A 14,783-nucleotide genomic window follows, 5' to 3' on the forward strand; every position below is an offset into this window, starting at 1 on the left:
CGTTGACTCGCGGGCTCCGCCCCATCGGTGTCTGCACCCCGTTGGGCGAGTTCCGGTGTGCCCAGCCGCAGCCCGTTCATGTCGCCGGCCACCGGCGCCGCCGGCAGCCCGATACCGCAGGCCAGGAAGCCGGCCTTGCGCAATGTTTTCGACGCCGCCTGCCCGCCGCCAAACGCCCCGGCCATCAGCGCAAACTGGTGCGACCGGGTGGCCTGGTCGGCACCGCCGAACACCGGCAGGCCCAGCGCCGCCAGTTCCGCCGCCAGCGCCTGCGCCAGGGCAATCATCGCCTGCGCATACTCCGCGCCATGTTCCACCCAGTCGAGCAGCGAAATTGCCAGGGCCGCCGATTTCGCCGCGTCGAAATTCGCCGTCATGCCGGGAAAGGCGATGTGGTCCAGACGCTCGGCAAGATCCGCGTCATTGGTCACGATCAGCCCGCCGGCAGGTCCGCCGAGGCTTTTATAAGTGCTCATCGTCATCAGATGCGCACCCTGGTCCAGCGGATTGGGCCAGGCGCCGCCGGCGATGATCCCGCATTGATGCGCCGCGTCGAACAGCACCTTGGCACCGACCGCATCGGCAATGACCCGGATCTCGGCCACCGGATGCGGGAACAGGTTCAGCGATCCGCCGATGGTGATCAGTTTCGGCCGCACCTGCTGCGCCAGTTGCCGCAAGCCATCCAGGTCCACGGTATAGCCATCGGCCTGCACCGGCGCCTCATGCGTCACCAGACCATACAGCCCGGCACAGCCGGCCTGGTGATGGGTGACATGGCCGCCGATGGACCCCGGCGGCGCGATGATCGCATCGCCCGGCCGGGTCAGCGCCATGAAGGCATAGAGGTTGGCCAGCGCCCCCGAGCCCACCCGGATCTCGGCATAACGCGCGCCGAATACCCGCGCAGCCAGTTCGGCGGCGATCACCTCGATCTCTTCAATCGCCTCCAGCCCCATCTCGTATTTGTCGCCGGGATAGCCCAGCGACGGCCGGCTGCCCAGCCCGGCGGCCAGCGCCGCCTCGGCCCTGGGATTCATCACATTGGTGGCCGGGTTCAGGTTGAAACATTCGGTATCATGGATGTCGCGGTTGCGCGCGATCAGCGCTGCGATGCGCCGGTCGGTCTCCGCCGCCGCCTCGCCGGCAGTGCGGGTGGCGATCGACTGAACCAGGTTTTCGCACGGCGCCGGAACCCAGGCGCGCGGGGCGAGATGTGGCATGGGGCACCTCTTGTCTGCCCGGCCAGAAAGACAGGAAACCGGCGCCGGCACAACCGGCTCAGTTCAGGTGGCCGCCATCGCTGTCATCGCCCGCCTCGTCCAGCAGGCGGCGCATGTCGGGCACGGTGACATGGCGCTTGCCCTCCAGCGCGATCACCCCGTCGCGGCGCAGCGCCGAGATCTGGCGGCTGACGGTTTCCAGCGTCAGCCCCAGGTAATCGGCCATCGCCTCGCGGGTCAGCGGCAGGTCAAACACCACCGCGCCGGGCCGCGGCGCGTTCATCTGCTGCGGATCGCGCCGCGCGATGATGCTCAGCAGGCTGGCGATCTTTTCCCGCGCGGTCTTGCGGCCCAGCACCAGCATCCATTCCCGCGCCGCGTCCAGTTCGTCCAGGGTCATCTCCAGCAGCCGCTGCGCGATATGCGGCGTTTCCTGCATCATCTGTTCGAACGGCCGCTTGCGGAAACAGCACATCACCACGTCGCTGGTCGCCACCACGTCATAGGGCGACCCGTCGCGCCCCGGGCGGCCGACAAAATCCGACGGCAGCAACAGCCCCACCATCTGGGTCCGGCCATCTTCCATCGCCTGGGTCAACGTGGCGATGCCGGTGACCACCGAGCCGACAAAATCCATCTTGTCATCGGACCAGACGATGGTCTGTCCCGCCTCGAAGCTGCGGTAATACTTGATCTTTTCCAGTTGCTCCAACTCATCCACGTCACAGCGGGCGCAGACCGCGCGGTGGCGGATCGGACAGTCCGAGCAGGTCGGACCGTTATTCAGCACAGGTGCGTCCATTTCGGCTCCCGGTTGATCTGTATCAAGGCGCTTGGCGGTGAGTCGCCTAATGTCCGACGCATGATAACCAATTCCCGACTTGCTGCCCTGGGTCTTTTTGACACGAGGGTACCACGCTATACCAGCTATCCGACTGCGCCGCAGTTCAACGCCGCCATCGGCGCTGACTGCCATCGCCGCTGGATCGCCGCGATTGCGCCGGGCAGCACAGTGTCGCTTTATGTGCATATCCCCTTCTGCCGGCGGCTGTGCTGGTTCTGCGCCTGTCGCACCCAGGGCACGCAAAAGGACGCGCCGGTGCGTGCCTATCTGCAGACGCTTCAGGCCGAACTGGCGCTGCTGAAGCAAATCCTGCCCGATGGCGTAGAGCTGGCGCGCCTGCATTGGGGCGGCGGCACGCCAACGCTGTTGTCGCCGACGATGATGCAGGAGCTGGCCGGCGCCATCGCCGCGGTCGCGCCGCTGGCCGAAGGCGCCGAATTCTCGGTCGAGATCGACCCGAACGAGATCGACGCCGCCCGGCTCGACACGCTGGCCGCCGCCGGGATGACCCGCGCCTCGATCGGGGTGCAGGATTTCGACCCGCAGATCCAGCAGGCGATCGGCCGGGTGCAAAGCTATGAGGTCACCCGCGACGCAGTGGCGATGCTCCGCGCCCGCGGCATCCGCAGCCTGAACGCCGACATTCTCTATGGCCTGCCGCACCAGTCCCGCGGTCGCATCGCCGACAGCGTGCAAAAGCTGCTGTCGCTGCATCCGGACCGGGTGGCGCTGTATGGCTATGCGCATGTGCCCTGGATGGCGCGGCGTCAGGCGATGATCGCAACCGACAGCCTGCCCGACCCGCAACAGCGCCTCGACCTGTTCGAAACCGCGCGGCGGCTGTTTGTCTGGGACGGCTACGACGAGATCGGCATCGACCATTTCGCCACCCCGCAAGACGGGCTTGGCCGCGCCCGGCGCCGGGGCGGATTGCGGCGCAATTTCCAGGGCTATACCGACGACAGCTCCGAGGTTCTGATCGGCCTCGGCGCCTCGGCGATTTCGCGTTTCCCGCAGGGGTATACGCAAAACGCCGCCGCCACCTCGGCCCATACCGGCCGGATCCGCGCCGGCGAGTTCTCCACCGCGCGCGGCCATGCCTTTGCCGGCGACGACGCCCTGCGCGCCCGGATCATCGAGGCGCTGATGTGCGATTTCCGCGTCGAGACCGAGGAACTGACCACCCGTTTCGGCGCCCGCCGGGCGCAGATCGACCAGTTGTTTGCCCACGCCAATCGCCAATTTGACGGGTTGCTGGAGCTCAGCGAGACCGGCCTGGCGATCCCGCCGGACCTGCGCCCCCTGACCCGCCTGATCGCCCGCAGCTTCGACGCCTACACGCTCAGCCCCGCCGGCCACAGCCCGGCCATCTGACCCGCCCGACGGTCCGGCCCTGAAACCCGTTCCCCGGTCGCTGACCTTCCCGTATCCTTCGACTCAGCCAGACGGAGGAGGCAGGCCATGACATTGACCGGCGGATGCTATTGCGGGGAACTTCGGTATGTGTGCGAGGGTGAACCGATGCTCAAGGCGTCATGCCACTGCCGTGAATGCCAATATATCTCCGGCGGCGGACCCAACTACTTCATGCTGATGCCTAAGGACGGCTTTCGATGGACCAGCGGCACACCCAAGCAGTTCACCCGCAGTGATCTGGACAATCCGGTCACGCGGGAATTCTGCGCCAATTGCGGCACCCATGTCCGCACCATGCTCACGGGCCGCGACCAGATCGTGCTGAAGGTCGGCACGCTCGACGACCCCTCGGTCTTCGAACCAAGGATCGCGATCTACACCGTCGACAGCCAGCCGTTCCACGTGATCGCCGAAGGCGTTCCAAAGTTCGAGCGCCTGCCCGCGCGATAAGCCTTTAGCGCGCCGCGGCGATCAGGGTCCGGGTATAGTCGGTCTGCGGCGCGTCGAAGATCGCTGCGGCGCTGCCGGTCTCGACCACGTCGCCCTGTTTCATCACGATCACCTGGTGCGACATGGCGCGCACCACTTTCAGGTCATGGCTGATGAACAGATAGGCCAGCCCGTGCTTGCGCTGCAGTTCGCGCAGCAGGTCGACGATCTGCACCTGCACCGTCATGTCCAGCGCGCTGGTCGGCTCGTCCAGCACCAGCAGCCGGGGCCGCAGCACCATCGCCCGCGCGATGGCGATGCGCTGGCGCTGCCCGCCGGAAAATTCGTGCGGATAGCGGTCCATCGCCGCCGGGTTCAGCCCGGTTTCCACCATCACCTCGGCCACCAATTCGCGCTTGTCGCGCTTGGGGTCGACCTTGTGAATGCCCAACCCTTCCGAAATGATCTGGAAACAGGTCATGCGCGGGCTCAGGCTGCCATAGGGGTCCTGAAAGACGATCTGCATATCCTTGCGCAGCCGCCTCAGTTCGCCCGTCGACCAGCCGCGCACATCCTGGCCGCGAAAGGTGATCCGCCCCTCCGAGGCGATCAACCGCATCATCGCCAGCGCCAGCGTGGTCTTGCCCGAGCCGCTTTCGCCGACAATCCCCACGGTCTCGCCGGCGCGCACGCTGAGGCTGGCATCGTTCACCGCCTTCACATGGCCCACGGTTCGTTTCAGCAGCCCGCGCTGGATCGGGAACCAGATCTTCAGATTCTCGGTCTCGGCCACAACTTCGGCCCCGGCCTCAACCGGCTCGGGGGCGCCCGACGGTTCGGCCGCCAGCAGTTTCCGGGTATAGGGATGCTGCGGATTGGCAAAGATCTCAGACGTCGGCCCACTCTCGACGATCTCGCCGTCTTTCATCACGCAGACCTTGTCGGCCACGCGGCGGACGATGCCCAGGTCATGGGTGATGAACAGCAGCCCCATGTTTTCCGCCGCTTTCAGCTCGGCCAGAAGGTCCAGGATCTGCGCCTGGATGGTCACGTCCAGCGCCGTGGTCGGCTCGTCGGCGATCAGGATGTCGGGCTTGTTGGCCAGGGCCATGGCGATCATCACCCGCTGCCGCTGTCCGCCGGACAGCTGGTGCGGATAGGCGCCCAGCCGGCTTTCCGCGTCGCGGATACCGACCCGGTCCAGCAGGTCCAGAATACGCTCGCGCGCCTGCGCCCCGCTCAGCCCCTGATGCAGCGCCAGCGATTCGGCCATCTGCTTTTCGATGGTGTGCAGCGGGTTCAGCGAGGTCATCGGCTCCTGGAAAATAAAGCTGATATCGTTGCCGCGCACCTTGTGCAGCAGCTTGGCATCGGCGCCGATCATCTGCTGCCCGTCATAGGTGACGGAACCCGCCACCTGTGCACTGTCGCCCAGCAGCGACACGGTGGACAGCGCCGTCACCGACTTGCCCGACCCGCTTTCGCCCACCAGCGCCACGGTCTCGCCCCGGTCGACACTGAAGGACACGCCCCTGACCGCCTCGGTCACCGCGCCGTCCTGCCGGAACGACACCCGCAGATCGCGTACATCCAGAAGGCTCATGAAAAGGTCTTTCTCGGGTCGAAGGCATCGCGCACGCCTTCGAAGATGAAGACCAGCAGCGACAGCATCAGCGCAAAGGTGAAAAACGCGGTAAAGCCCAGCCAGGGCGCCTGCAGGTTCTGCTTGGCCTGCAATGTCAGCTCGCCCAGCGACGGCGCCGAAGACGGCAGGCCAAAGCCGAGGAAATCCAGGCTGGCCAGCGCGCCGATGGTGCCGGTGACGATAAACGGCAACATGGTCAGCGTTGCCACCATCGCGTTGGGCAACATGTGGCGGAACATGATGGTCAGGTTGCCGACGCCCAGCGCCTTGGCCGCGCGCACATATTCCAGGTTGCGCGCGCGCAGGAACTCGGCCCGCACCACGCCGACCAGCGCCATCCAGCCGAACAGTACCATCAGGAACACCAACAGCCAGAAACTGCGCCCGAGGATCGCGAACATGATGATGATGACATACAGCTGCGGCGTCGAGGACCAGATTTCGATGATCCGCTGGAACAGCAGGTCGGTGCGCCCGCCGAAATAGCCCTGGATCGCCCCGGCGAAAATGCCGATCAGGCTGGACAGGGTGGTGACGATCAGGGTGAAGGCAATCGACAGGCGGAACCCGTGGATCACCCGCGCCAGCACGTCGCGCTTGGTGTCGTCAGTGCCCAGCCAGTTCTGCGCGTTGGGCGGCAGCGGCGCCGCGCCGGGCCGGTCAACCGGGGTGTCATAGGAATAGGGGATCAGCGGCCAGATCATCCAGCCCTTGCGGATCTCCTCGCCCTCGATCACCCCGTCCTGCGCATCCGCGATATAGCCTTCGGGATCGTCAAAACAGGCCTCCATCCCGCCGGTTTCGATCAGGCACTGCACCTCGGGGTCGCGATAAACCGCCTCGGTCTGGAAATCGCCGCCAAAGGCGGTTTCCGGGTAAAAGTTCCAGATCGGGGTATAGAATTGGCCCTGATAGCGCACCAGGATCGGCTTGTCATAGGCCAGGAACTCGGCAAAGCAGCTCAGCCCGAACAGCAGCAGGAACAGCCACAGCGACCAGAAGGCGCGGCGGTTGCGCTTGAAATTGCGCCAGCGCCGCTGGTTCAGCGCGGACAGCGCCATCAGCCTTCCCTCCGCTCGAAATCGATCCGCGGGTCGACGAAGACATACATCAGGTCCGACAGGATGCCGACGACCAGACCCATCAGCCCGAAGATGAACAGCGTGCCGAAGACAATCGGGTAATCCCGCGCCACCGCCGCCTCGAAGCCCAGCCGCCCCAGCCCGTCGAGCGAGAAGATGGTTTCGATGATGATCGAGCTGCCGAAAAACACCCCGATAAACACCGCCGGAAACCCGGCAATCACGATCAGCATGGCGTTGCGGAAGATATGGCCATACAGCACCCGCCGCTCGGACAACCCCTTGGCGCGGGCGGTCATCACATATTGCTTCTTGATCTCGTCGAGAAAGCTGTTCTTGGTCAGCAGCGTCAGCGTCGCGAAGGACGAGATGGTCAGCGCGATGGTTGGCAAGGCGATATGCCAGAAATAATCGCCGATCTTGCCCAGCAGGCTCAGCTGGTCCCAATTGTCCGAGGTCAGCCCCCGCAGCGGAAAGATCTGCCAATAGGACCCGCCGGCAAACAGCACCAGCAGCAGGATCGCGAACAGGAAGGCGGGGATCGCATAGGCGACGATGATCGCCCCCGAGGTCCAGGTGTCAAAGCCGCTGCCATCCTTCACCGCCTTGCGGATGCCCAGCGGGATCGACACCAGATAGGCGATCAGCGTCGACCACAGCCCCAGCGAGATCGACACCGGCATCTTTTCCAGGATCAGGTCGGTCACATTGGCCGAGCGGAAATAGCTCTCTCCGAAATCGAACCGCATATAATTCCACAGCATCTGCAGGAACCGCTGCAGCGGCGGCTTGTCAAAGCCGTATTCCCGTTCAAGCTGTTCGATGAATTCCGGCGGCAGGCCGCGCGCACCGACATAGCGTTCATCGCCCGGACCAGCGCCGCCGCGCATGTCGTCGCCGCCCAGCTGGCCGGCATCGCCCTGCGTCCCGGCGAAGGAGCCGAACACATCGCCCTGGCCCTGCGCCCGCGCGATGGCTTGTTCCACCGGCCCGCCGGGCACGAACTGGACCAGGGTAAAGTTGATGATCATCACGCCCAGCAGCGTGGGAATGACCAGCAGCAGCCGGCGTAGGATATAGGCGCCCATGCGGCGGTTACCTCAACGCGCCGGCGGCCTTCAGGGTGTCGGCCTTGGCCTGATCGAACCACCAGAAGTCGAGAAAGCCCAGATCATAGGGCGGCAGCGGCTCGGGATAGCCGTACTGGTCGTAATAGGCGACCCAGTAGGTCGGCTTGTACCAGACCGGGATCATGATGAATTCATAGCGCAGCGCCCGGTCCAGCGCGCGCAGCGTACTCTCTTCCTCCTCGCGGGTCTGGGCGTTCAGCGAGGCGTCGATGATCTTGTCCACCAGCGGGCTGGCCAGACCGGCGGGGTTGAACACCGAAAACGCCGCCTCGTCCGAGCCATACATCTGCATCAGCCCGGTGCCGGTGCCCAGGAAGGGGCGGTAGCTGTCGAAATTCAGGTCAAAGTCGAATTCGCGCTCGCGCAGGGTGAACTGCGCCGGATCGACCTTTTCCAGCCGGATCCTGACACCCATCGCCTCGACATTTTTTACATAGTTCTCGATCACCGCGCTCAGCGTGCCTTCGTTCGAAGTGTTGAACAGGAAGACGATCTCCAGCGGCCGGCCTTGGGCGTTATAGCGGAAGCCGTCGCTGCCCACCGGCCAGCCGGCCTCGTCCAGCAGCCCCATCGCGCGGCGCAGGTTGCGCCGGTCGGTCAGCCGCTCGCCGTTCGAGCTATGCGGCATCAGGGCCGGTTCGCTCAGCATCTCGGGCGGCACCAGGTCGCCCAGCGATTGCAGGAATTCCAGTTCGGCGCCTTCGGGCACGCCTTCGGCCATCAGCGGCGTGTCCTGGGTATAGGACGCGCGTTGCTTGAACAGCCCGTATTGCAGGCTCTCATTGGTCCATTCGAAGTTAAAGCCCAGCGCCAGCGCCTCGCGCACGCGGCGGTCCTGCAGTACTTCGCGCCGCAGGTTGAATACGATCCCCGAGGGAATCGGCGGCGTGCCATCGGGCAGTTCGGTCTTGATCACCTGACCGGCTGCGATCTTGGGGAAGTCATAATTCACCGCCCATTTCTTCGAATCCCCCTCCTGCCGGAACGTGTATTCGCCGGCCTTGAAGGCTTCGAAGGCGGCGACGTCATCGCCGAAATATTCCACCCGGATGCGGTCGAAATTGTGCCGGCCCCGGTTGATCGGCAGGTCCTTGCCCCAGTAATCCGGGTTGCGCTTGTAGACAATTCGCCGGTTCACATCGACGGTCTCGATCACGTAGGGGCCCGAACCGGGTGAGGTTTCCATGCGGCTTTCGTCCAGCCGCGCGCCGGTTTCGTCGAACCAGCGCTTGGACCAGACCGGCACGCCGCCCACCTGGTCGATCAGCGACCGGCGCGAAATGCCCTCGGTGAAATAGAATTTGATCGTGTGCTCATCCAGGACCTCGGCCTTCGGAATCCGCTTTTTCACCGCCACGGCATATGAGGGCAGCCCCTGTTCCAGCAGCAGGTTATGCGAAAACAGCACATCTTCGGCGGTCACCGGGGTGCCGTCGGAAAACCGCGCCCCGGGCCGCATGTGGAAGATCACCCAGGACTTGTCCTCGGGGTATTCCAGCCGCTCGGCCAGCAGCCCGTAATATTCGCCATAGGTATCCGCCGGACCATCGCCCAGCAGGCTTTCATACATCATCGACGACAGCGCCCCGGCCCGGCCCTTGACCGTATAGGGATTCATCGAATCGAAGGTGCCCAACGCCGAAACCGCGATTTCACCGCCCTTGGGCGCCTCCGGGTTCACATAGTCAAAATGGCTATAGTCCGCCGGGTATTTCAGATCGCCATAGAACGAATACCCATGGCTCACCACCACCCCGTCCTGCGCCCGCGCCAGGCCGGCCAGGCCCAGCGCCACGATCGCCGTCAGAACGCCGGCGGCCAACAGGTTCAGCGGGCCGGCCCGTCCGGCAGTGCGGGTACGGGCGCGCGCGCGGGCATGGTGCATCGGGGTCTTCCTCCGTCGGTCGGGCTGTCGGCAAGGTGTCTCTGTCGCACGTAGGCTAGCGGCTGGCCAAGACAACATTCAAGCCGCGACTTTGTGATTATGTGACCGCGCGTGACCGCCCAACCCCAGACATGGCTAAGCCGCTGCGCTTCGCGCAACGGCTTGGCAGGTTCGGCCCGGCAAGGCGTCGGTCAGTTCGACAGGCTTTGCAGATAGGCAATCACATTGGCGCGGTCGGTATCGCTGCGCAGACCGGCAAAGCTCATCGCCGTGCCCGGCACCGAATTGCGCGGGTTTTCCAGGAAGGCGCTCAGCTCTTCGATCGTCCAGGTGCCGCCATGGTTGGCCATCGCGTCGGAATAGCCGAAGCCGTCGACGCCGCCCACCGCGCGGCCAACCACGCCGTACAGCGTCGGGCCGGTGATGTTCTCGCCCGGCTCGACCCGGTGGCAGGCCTGGCATCTGCGGAACACCGAAGCGCCCTTGTCGGGGTCGGCCTCGGCCACCAGCGCGGCGAAATCGACATCGTCTTCGCCGCCGCCATCGCTCTCGACAACGCCGGTGTCGATCACATAGGCCTGCTCGCCGTGACCGCCGACATGGTAGATACCCTCAGCGGCCCATTTCCCCAGAAGGAAAACCAGGAAGGCGGCGCAGAAACCGGCCACCACTTTTGTAGAGGTCATCGTGTCCATAGATCGCGAGTCCATTTGCTGTCTTTGCCGGTTGTCTAAGCCTTCCCCTTGCCGGAGGCAAGGTATAGACAGCGCGACGAAACGACCGACCTCAGGAAAGCCTGCCACATGACCAACCGGATCGCGTTCCAGGGAGAGCCCGGCGCCTACAGCCACCAGGCCTGCCATCAGGCCCGGCCGCAGATGGAGGCGCTGCCCTGCCGCACCTTCGAAGACGCGGTCGATGCGGTGAAATCCGGCGCCGCCGATCTGGCGATGCTGCCGGTCGAGAACTCGACCTATGGCCGGGTCGCCGACATCCACTCGATGCTGCCGCAATCCGGACTGCATATCATCGAGGAAGCCTTCGTGCGGGTGCATATCAACCTGCTGGGGGTCAAAGGCACGCAGCTCGACCAGGTCACCCATGCGATGAGCCACACGGTGCTGCTGGGCCAGTGCCAAAGCTTTCTCAAACAGCACGGGCTGCACCGGATCACCGGCGCCGACACTGCCGGCTCGGCCCAGCATGTTGCCCAGCAGGGCGACCCGACCGTGGCGGCGCTGGCCAGCGAACTGGCCGGCGAGATCTATGGGCTCGACGTGCTGGCCCGCCATATCGAGGACAATCACGACAACACCACGCGCTTTTTGATCATGGCACCCGAGGCCGACGCTGCCCGGCGCGGTGACAACGGCATGATCACCAGCTTTGTCTTTCAGGTCCGCAACATTCCCGCCGCGCTGTACAAGGCGATGGGCGGCTTTGCCACCAACGGGGTGAACATGACCAAGCTGGAAAGCTACATGGTCGACGGCTCGTTCACCGCCACCCAGTTCTATGCCGATATCGAGGGGCACCCCGACGATCCGGGGGTCAAGCTGGCGCTGGACGAATTGCAGTATTTCACCACCAACACCAAGATCCTCGGCGTCTACCCGGCCGCGCGGGAACGCTATTGAGGCGCGGATGCGGCCGGGCGCCTACAACCCGGCCGCGACCATCAGCTTGCGCACCTCTTCGACCGGAACCCCCAAGTTAGAGCCGCTATAGTCGGGCAGGATCGCCGAATTCACCGCCACCACCCGGCCGCGCAGATCCAGCACCGGACCGCCACTGCCGCCATGGGTGGTGTCGGCGTCGTAGACGATCACCGACGAGGTGACCCGCCCGACAATGCCCCGGCTGGCCAGCGGCCGGATCAGCCCGGCCGCCGCCAGCCGCTCGGCCACTTCCCAGAAATCGATCTCGCCGCTGCTGCGCAGTTCCTCCAGAAACGCCGTGCCCGATTGCGCCAGCATCGCCCGCAGCCCGGTGGGAAAGCCGATCACAATCACCTCTTCGCCCGAGGCCGGCGGTTGTTCGGCCAGCATCAGGCCGGGCATCGCCCCGCCCGGCCGCTCGATCGCCAACACCGCCAGATCCGCCGATTCGCTGGCGGCCAGCAGGGTGACCGGGATCGGCTCGGCGCGGCCCGCCAGATAGGCGACAAAGCGCAGCATCACCGGTTCGACCGTTTCGGCGGCGATCCCCGCCGCCTCGTTCTCCCAGGGCTGCGCCACGTGGCGGTTGGTCAGCAGCACCCCCGGCGGGCCGGCAAAGAACCCGGTGCCGGTGAATTGCAGTTCCACCACCGGCCCCTCGCCATCAAAGGTCAGCAGCGGCCGCCCCCGGCCCGACATCAGCGGCACGCCCGACGGCGTCACCGCCTGGCGCAGCATCCGGCCGCCGTCACGTTCGCGGAATCCGTACATGCCCTGCAGAAACACCACCTGCGGTTCGGCCGCCGCAATCGCCCGCGCGGTTGCGGTCGAACGCTGCTCCAGCACGTCCAGCCGGGTGATATTGGCCGATAGCTGGCTTTCCAGGCTTTCGCGCAGCGCATCCAGGTCACCGGGGCGCAAGGCTTCCTGCTGCGCCTCGGCAAGGCTGCGGCCCACCGCGTCAAGCTGCGCCGAGGCCTCGCTCAGCTGCTGCTGCAGCAGCTGGTTCAGCCGGTATTGCTGCCAGGCCAGCACCGCGAAGCCCACCAGCACCAACAACACCGACACCCGGAACAACACGCTGGTTTCGCGCGACAGCCGGGCCGTCAGCGCCCCCGCCGCACGCAGCGCCCGCCGCAGCGGACGCTGGCGGCTGACCCGCATATAGGTCGCCACGTCGCTCAGGATATCGACCACCGTATTGCGACGGAAATCGCCTTTGTAGACCCGCAATCGGCACAGCGGGCCGGTTTCGCCAAATTCCACCGTGTCGCCATGACGCAGTTTTTGCGCGGTGATCGCGGTGCCGTTCACCCAAACCGTGGGCCCGCCTTTCGCCTCGATCTCATAGCTGTCGCCCGAGCGATGCAGCCGCGCCACCAGCCCGGCCCGCTGTTCCGGCTCGGCGACGGAAATGCGGATGGTCCGATCGGTTTCCATCAGCACGTCCAGCGTCGCGCTTTCCAGCCAGGCCACCGTCCCGCGCCGCAGCCCGGTCATGTGTTCCAGCGCGAAAGCCGAGGACGGTTCGGCGGATATATCCATCATCACTACTCCCGGCGGGTCACCCGCGGGGGGTCAGGCGGTGCGGCGGTGCCGGTCTTCCAGGCTTTTGGCATAGGCCGCGACCTTCAGCTTGAACCGCTTGGTCAGGTTGGCCTTGGCCAGTTTCATCGACTGGATCAGCAAGCGCGCCGACAGCGTCTTGGGCTTGAGATTCAGCACGATGGCCATACGTGTGCGTTGCTGCGACAGCGCCACCAGGTCCAGTGTCATCAGCCCGTCGATGCCATCCGACCGGGCGCTGACCTGCATGCCGTTCGGCGTGTCGAACTCGACCAGGTCCAGCCGCATCTCGCGCTGACGCCCGCGCAACAGGAACCGGGTGTTCCAGGCCAGGCCCGCGGCCGGCTCGGCGACACGCTGAACCTCGATCCCGCGCCGGATCGCCGAACGTTCGAACAGGTCAAAGTCGGACAACATGGCGAAGACATCCGCAATCGGCGCTTCGATATCTTCCTTGGTCGAAAACTGCATGGCCCTTCCGCTAACCCCGTAACTGTGAGTCTTGATCTAATCGAGCGTATCCGCAAGCCAGTTGTGCAAAATGAAATGCGCGATGGCACCTTTTCGCGCCGGTTTGATCGTCGCATGCGTGCCGGCAAACACCGCCATCATATCCTCGCGGCTGACCCATTGCGCATCCTCGATCTCGACCGGATCGATGGTGATCTCGCGGCTCAGCGCCTCGCCCCGACAGCCAAACATCAGCGAAGCCGGGAACGGCCAGGGCTGGCTGGCCAGGTAATCCACCCGCCCCACGCGCACGCCGGATTCTTCGAACACCTCGCGCCGCACCGCCGCCTCCAGGGTCTCGCCCGGCTCGACAAATCCGGCCAGCAGCGAATACATCCCCTCGGGCCAGGCCGGCGACCGGCCCATCAGCACCGAATTGCCATGGGTGATCAGCATGATCACCACCGGGTCGGTGCGCGGAAAATGATGTGTGCCGCAAGCCGGGCAGGTGCGCTGCCAGCCGGCATGCGACACCGCGCTGGCGACGCCGCAGGCGGCACAGAACCGGTGTGACCCGTGCCAGTTGACAATCGCCTTGGCGGTGGCCGCCAGTTCGGCATCACGCGGGCTCAGCTGCCACATCACCCGCCGCAGCTCGGTGAACAGGTGATCGGGGGGGAAATCCGGGTGATGCTGCTCTGAAGGGTCGTGAAAAGCGCCCACTGTCGAGGCATCCTGTCCCTCCGGCTCCCAACCCGAGATGTCGCAGGCGAAATTCGGAGCGCCGCTGGCCTCCAGGCCCAACAGCACCGGCGCCTCGATGGCGCGGCCCAGCGGCTGCGCCAGAACCGGGTGATTCATCGGCACCAGCGCCAGCGCCTCGCCCCGCATCAGCGGCTTGCCGCGCCACAACAGCACGCAGGCCGCGTCGGGGTGGTGCAGCGCCGCCTCCAGCGCCGCCTGATCCGCCCGGATATGCGCCGCCCGGTTCATCCCCGAACCGCCAAAGGTAACCTGCTCTGCGTGTTTCATTTCCACCCTTTCGCCGCCGTCCGCGAGCCATCGCACAGCGCCGCGGTCAATTCAATCGCACCATCGCCGCCGCGCCCGACGCCTGTTGGCGTCAGGCGTGAAACAAATTAAACCAGCGTCAGCGCTCGTAAAATCCGTCAGCCCTGTGTTTGCTGGGGCGACACGGGGCAGCGCAGGCGCAACACCGTTCCGGAGGGACCATGACCCAGGCCGCACCGATCCCGGCCGGCGCTCAGGCAAAGCTGCGGATTCTGGCCACCACCGATCTGCATATGAACCTGACCAGCTTCGACTATCTGTCGGCGCGGCCGGATCCCACCGTGGGCCTGACCCGCACCGCCGCGCTGATCCGCGCCGCGCGCCATCAGGCGCAGGCCGCGGGCGCGCTCTGCCTGCTGTTTGACAATGGCGATGCCCTGCAAG

The 14,783-nt window shown here is 65.4% G+C and carries 13 protein-coding genes and 1 pseudogene; 4 read left to right on the plus strand and 10 right to left on the minus strand.

Annotation, left to right across the window (positions count from 1 at the left end; translation table 11 throughout):
* Together glyA and fnrL are read right to left on the minus strand one after the other, a co-directional pair.
* A partial coding sequence (gene glyA / locus CVM52_RS17945) for a serine hydroxymethyltransferase (RefSeq protein ID WP_100163815.1) occupies positions 1-1,223 on the minus strand: 1,223 nt, incomplete at its 3' end.
* Positions 1,224-1,281: 58 nt separating this feature from the next.
* On the minus strand, positions 1,282-2,025 hold the full coding sequence (fnrL, locus tag CVM52_RS17950) for a transcriptional regulator FnrL (protein ID WP_100163816.1): 744 nt from the start codon (positions 2,023-2,025) through the stop codon (positions 1,282-1,284).
* 60 nt (positions 2,026-2,085) lie between these two features.
* Here fnrL and hemN point away from each other — a divergent pair, with 60 nt between their 5' ends.
* Both hemN and CVM52_RS17960 read left to right on the plus strand, forming a co-directional pair.
* Positions 2,086-3,441: an oxygen-independent coproporphyrinogen III oxidase gene (hemN, locus tag CVM52_RS17955; protein WP_100163817.1), complete on the plus strand. Its 1,356-nt coding sequence runs from the start codon at positions 2,086-2,088 to the stop codon at positions 3,439-3,441.
* An 87-nt stretch (positions 3,442-3,528) separates the two neighbouring features.
* Positions 3,529-3,933: a GFA family protein gene (locus tag CVM52_RS17960; protein WP_100163818.1), complete on the plus strand. Its 405-nt coding sequence runs from the start codon at positions 3,529-3,531 to the stop codon at positions 3,931-3,933.
* A gap of 4 nt (positions 3,934-3,937) precedes the next feature.
* Here CVM52_RS17960 and CVM52_RS17965 read toward each other — a convergent pair whose 3' ends face one another.
* The 5 genes from CVM52_RS17965 to CVM52_RS17985 form a co-directional block, all read right to left on the minus strand.
* A complete protein-coding gene (locus CVM52_RS17965; RefSeq protein ID WP_100163819.1) occupies positions 3,938-5,515 on the minus strand; it encodes an ABC transporter ATP-binding protein in 1,578 nt (525 codons plus the stop codon).
* On the minus strand, positions 5,512-6,618 hold the full coding sequence (locus tag CVM52_RS17970; RefSeq protein WP_100163820.1) for an ABC transporter permease: 1,107 nt from the start codon (positions 6,616-6,618) through the stop codon (positions 5,512-5,514). Before CVM52_RS17970 ends, CVM52_RS17965 begins: the two co-directional genes overlap by 4 nt.
* Positions 6,618-7,727 carry a microcin C ABC transporter permease YejB gene (locus CVM52_RS17975; protein WP_100163821.1) on the minus strand — a complete coding sequence of 370 codons (1,110 nt, stop codon included), beginning with the start codon at positions 7,725-7,727 and terminating at the stop codon, positions 6,618-6,620. The genes CVM52_RS17970 and CVM52_RS17975 overlap by 1 nt, the downstream gene beginning before the upstream one ends.
* Positions 7,728-7,734: 7 nt before the next feature.
* Positions 7,735-9,654, minus strand: a complete 1,920-nt coding sequence (locus CVM52_RS17980; protein WP_100163822.1) for an extracellular solute-binding protein — start codon at positions 9,652-9,654, stop codon at positions 7,735-7,737.
* A 191-nt stretch (positions 9,655-9,845) separates the two neighbouring features.
* Positions 9,846-10,349, minus strand: a complete 504-nt coding sequence (locus CVM52_RS17985) for a c-type cytochrome (protein WP_100163823.1) — start codon at positions 10,347-10,349, stop codon at positions 9,846-9,848.
* Positions 10,350-10,457: 108 nt separating this feature from the next.
* On the opposite strand from CVM52_RS17985, the gene CVM52_RS17990 reads away from it, so the two are divergent.
* The gene (locus CVM52_RS17990) at positions 10,458-11,291 is read left to right on the plus strand and encodes a prephenate dehydratase (protein ID WP_100163824.1); all 834 of its coding nucleotides are present in this window, start codon (positions 10,458-10,460) and stop codon (positions 11,289-11,291) included.
* 21 nt (positions 11,292-11,312) lie between these two features.
* Here CVM52_RS17990 and CVM52_RS17995 read toward each other — a convergent pair whose 3' ends face one another.
* The 3 genes from CVM52_RS17995 to nudC are packed head-to-tail and all read right to left on the minus strand — an operon-like array spanning position 11,313 to position 14,360.
* On the minus strand, positions 11,313-12,860 hold the full coding sequence (locus tag CVM52_RS17995; protein ID WP_100163825.1) for a trypsin-like peptidase domain-containing protein: 1,548 nt from the start codon (positions 12,858-12,860) through the stop codon (positions 11,313-11,315).
* A 30-nt stretch (positions 12,861-12,890) separates the two neighbouring features.
* Positions 12,891-13,349 (minus strand): SRPBCC family protein, encoded by a 459-nt coding sequence (locus tag CVM52_RS18000; protein ID WP_100163826.1) that lies wholly within the window; start codon positions 13,347-13,349, stop codon positions 12,891-12,893.
* Positions 13,350-13,385: 36 nt separating this feature from the next.
* Positions 13,386-14,360 (minus strand): NAD(+) diphosphatase, encoded by a 975-nt coding sequence (nudC, locus tag CVM52_RS18005; protein WP_100163827.1) that lies wholly within the window; start codon positions 14,358-14,360, stop codon positions 13,386-13,388.
* Between the two features lie 200 nt (positions 14,361-14,560).
* Here nudC and CVM52_RS18010 point away from each other — a divergent pair.
* Positions 14,561-14,783 (plus strand): annotated as a pseudogene (locus CVM52_RS18010) (bifunctional metallophosphatase/5'-nucleotidase); the annotation flags it as partial.

Origin of the sequence: Pseudooceanicola lipolyticus (assembly GCF_002786325.1) — a bacterium.
GTDB classification, from domain to species: domain Bacteria; phylum Pseudomonadota; class Alphaproteobacteria; order Rhodobacterales; family Rhodobacteraceae; genus Pseudooceanicola_C; species Pseudooceanicola_C lipolyticus.

Excerpts from the sequence above, each read along its gene's own strand:
- fnrL (WP_100163816.1), bottom strand. The coding sequence starts at position 2,025 with ATGGACGCACCTGTGCTGAATAACGGTCCGACCTGCTCGGACTGTCCG.
- hemN (WP_100163817.1), top strand. The coding sequence starts at position 2,086 with ATGATAACCAATTCCCGACTTGCTGCCCTGGGTCTTTTTGACACGAGG.
- CVM52_RS17960 (WP_100163818.1), top strand. The coding sequence starts at position 3,529 with ATGACATTGACCGGCGGATGCTATTGCGGGGAACTTCGGTATGTGTGC.
- CVM52_RS17965 (WP_100163819.1), bottom strand. The coding sequence starts at position 5,515 with ATGAGCCTTCTGGATGTACGCGATCTGCGGGTGTCGTTCCGGCAGGAC.
- CVM52_RS17970 (WP_100163820.1), bottom strand. The coding sequence starts at position 6,618 with ATGGCGCTGTCCGCGCTGAACCAGCGGCGCTGGCGCAATTTCAAGCGC.
- CVM52_RS17975 (WP_100163821.1), bottom strand. The coding sequence starts at position 7,727 with ATGGGCGCCTATATCCTACGCCGGCTGCTGCTGGTCATTCCCACGCTG.
- CVM52_RS17980 (WP_100163822.1), bottom strand. The coding sequence starts at position 9,654 with ATGCACCATGCCCGCGCGCGCGCCCGTACCCGCACTGCCGGACGGGCC.
- CVM52_RS17985 (WP_100163823.1), bottom strand. The coding sequence starts at position 10,349 with ATGGACACGATGACCTCTACAAAAGTGGTGGCCGGTTTCTGCGCCGCC.
- CVM52_RS17990 (WP_100163824.1), top strand. The coding sequence starts at position 10,458 with ATGACCAACCGGATCGCGTTCCAGGGAGAGCCCGGCGCCTACAGCCAC.
- CVM52_RS17995 (WP_100163825.1), bottom strand. The coding sequence starts at position 12,860 with ATGATGGATATATCCGCCGAACCGTCCTCGGCTTTCGCGCTGGAACAC.
- CVM52_RS18000 (WP_100163826.1), bottom strand. The coding sequence starts at position 13,349 with ATGCAGTTTTCGACCAAGGAAGATATCGAAGCGCCGATTGCGGATGTC.
- nudC (WP_100163827.1), bottom strand. The coding sequence starts at position 14,360 with ATGAAACACGCAGAGCAGGTTACCTTTGGCGGTTCGGGGATGAACCGG.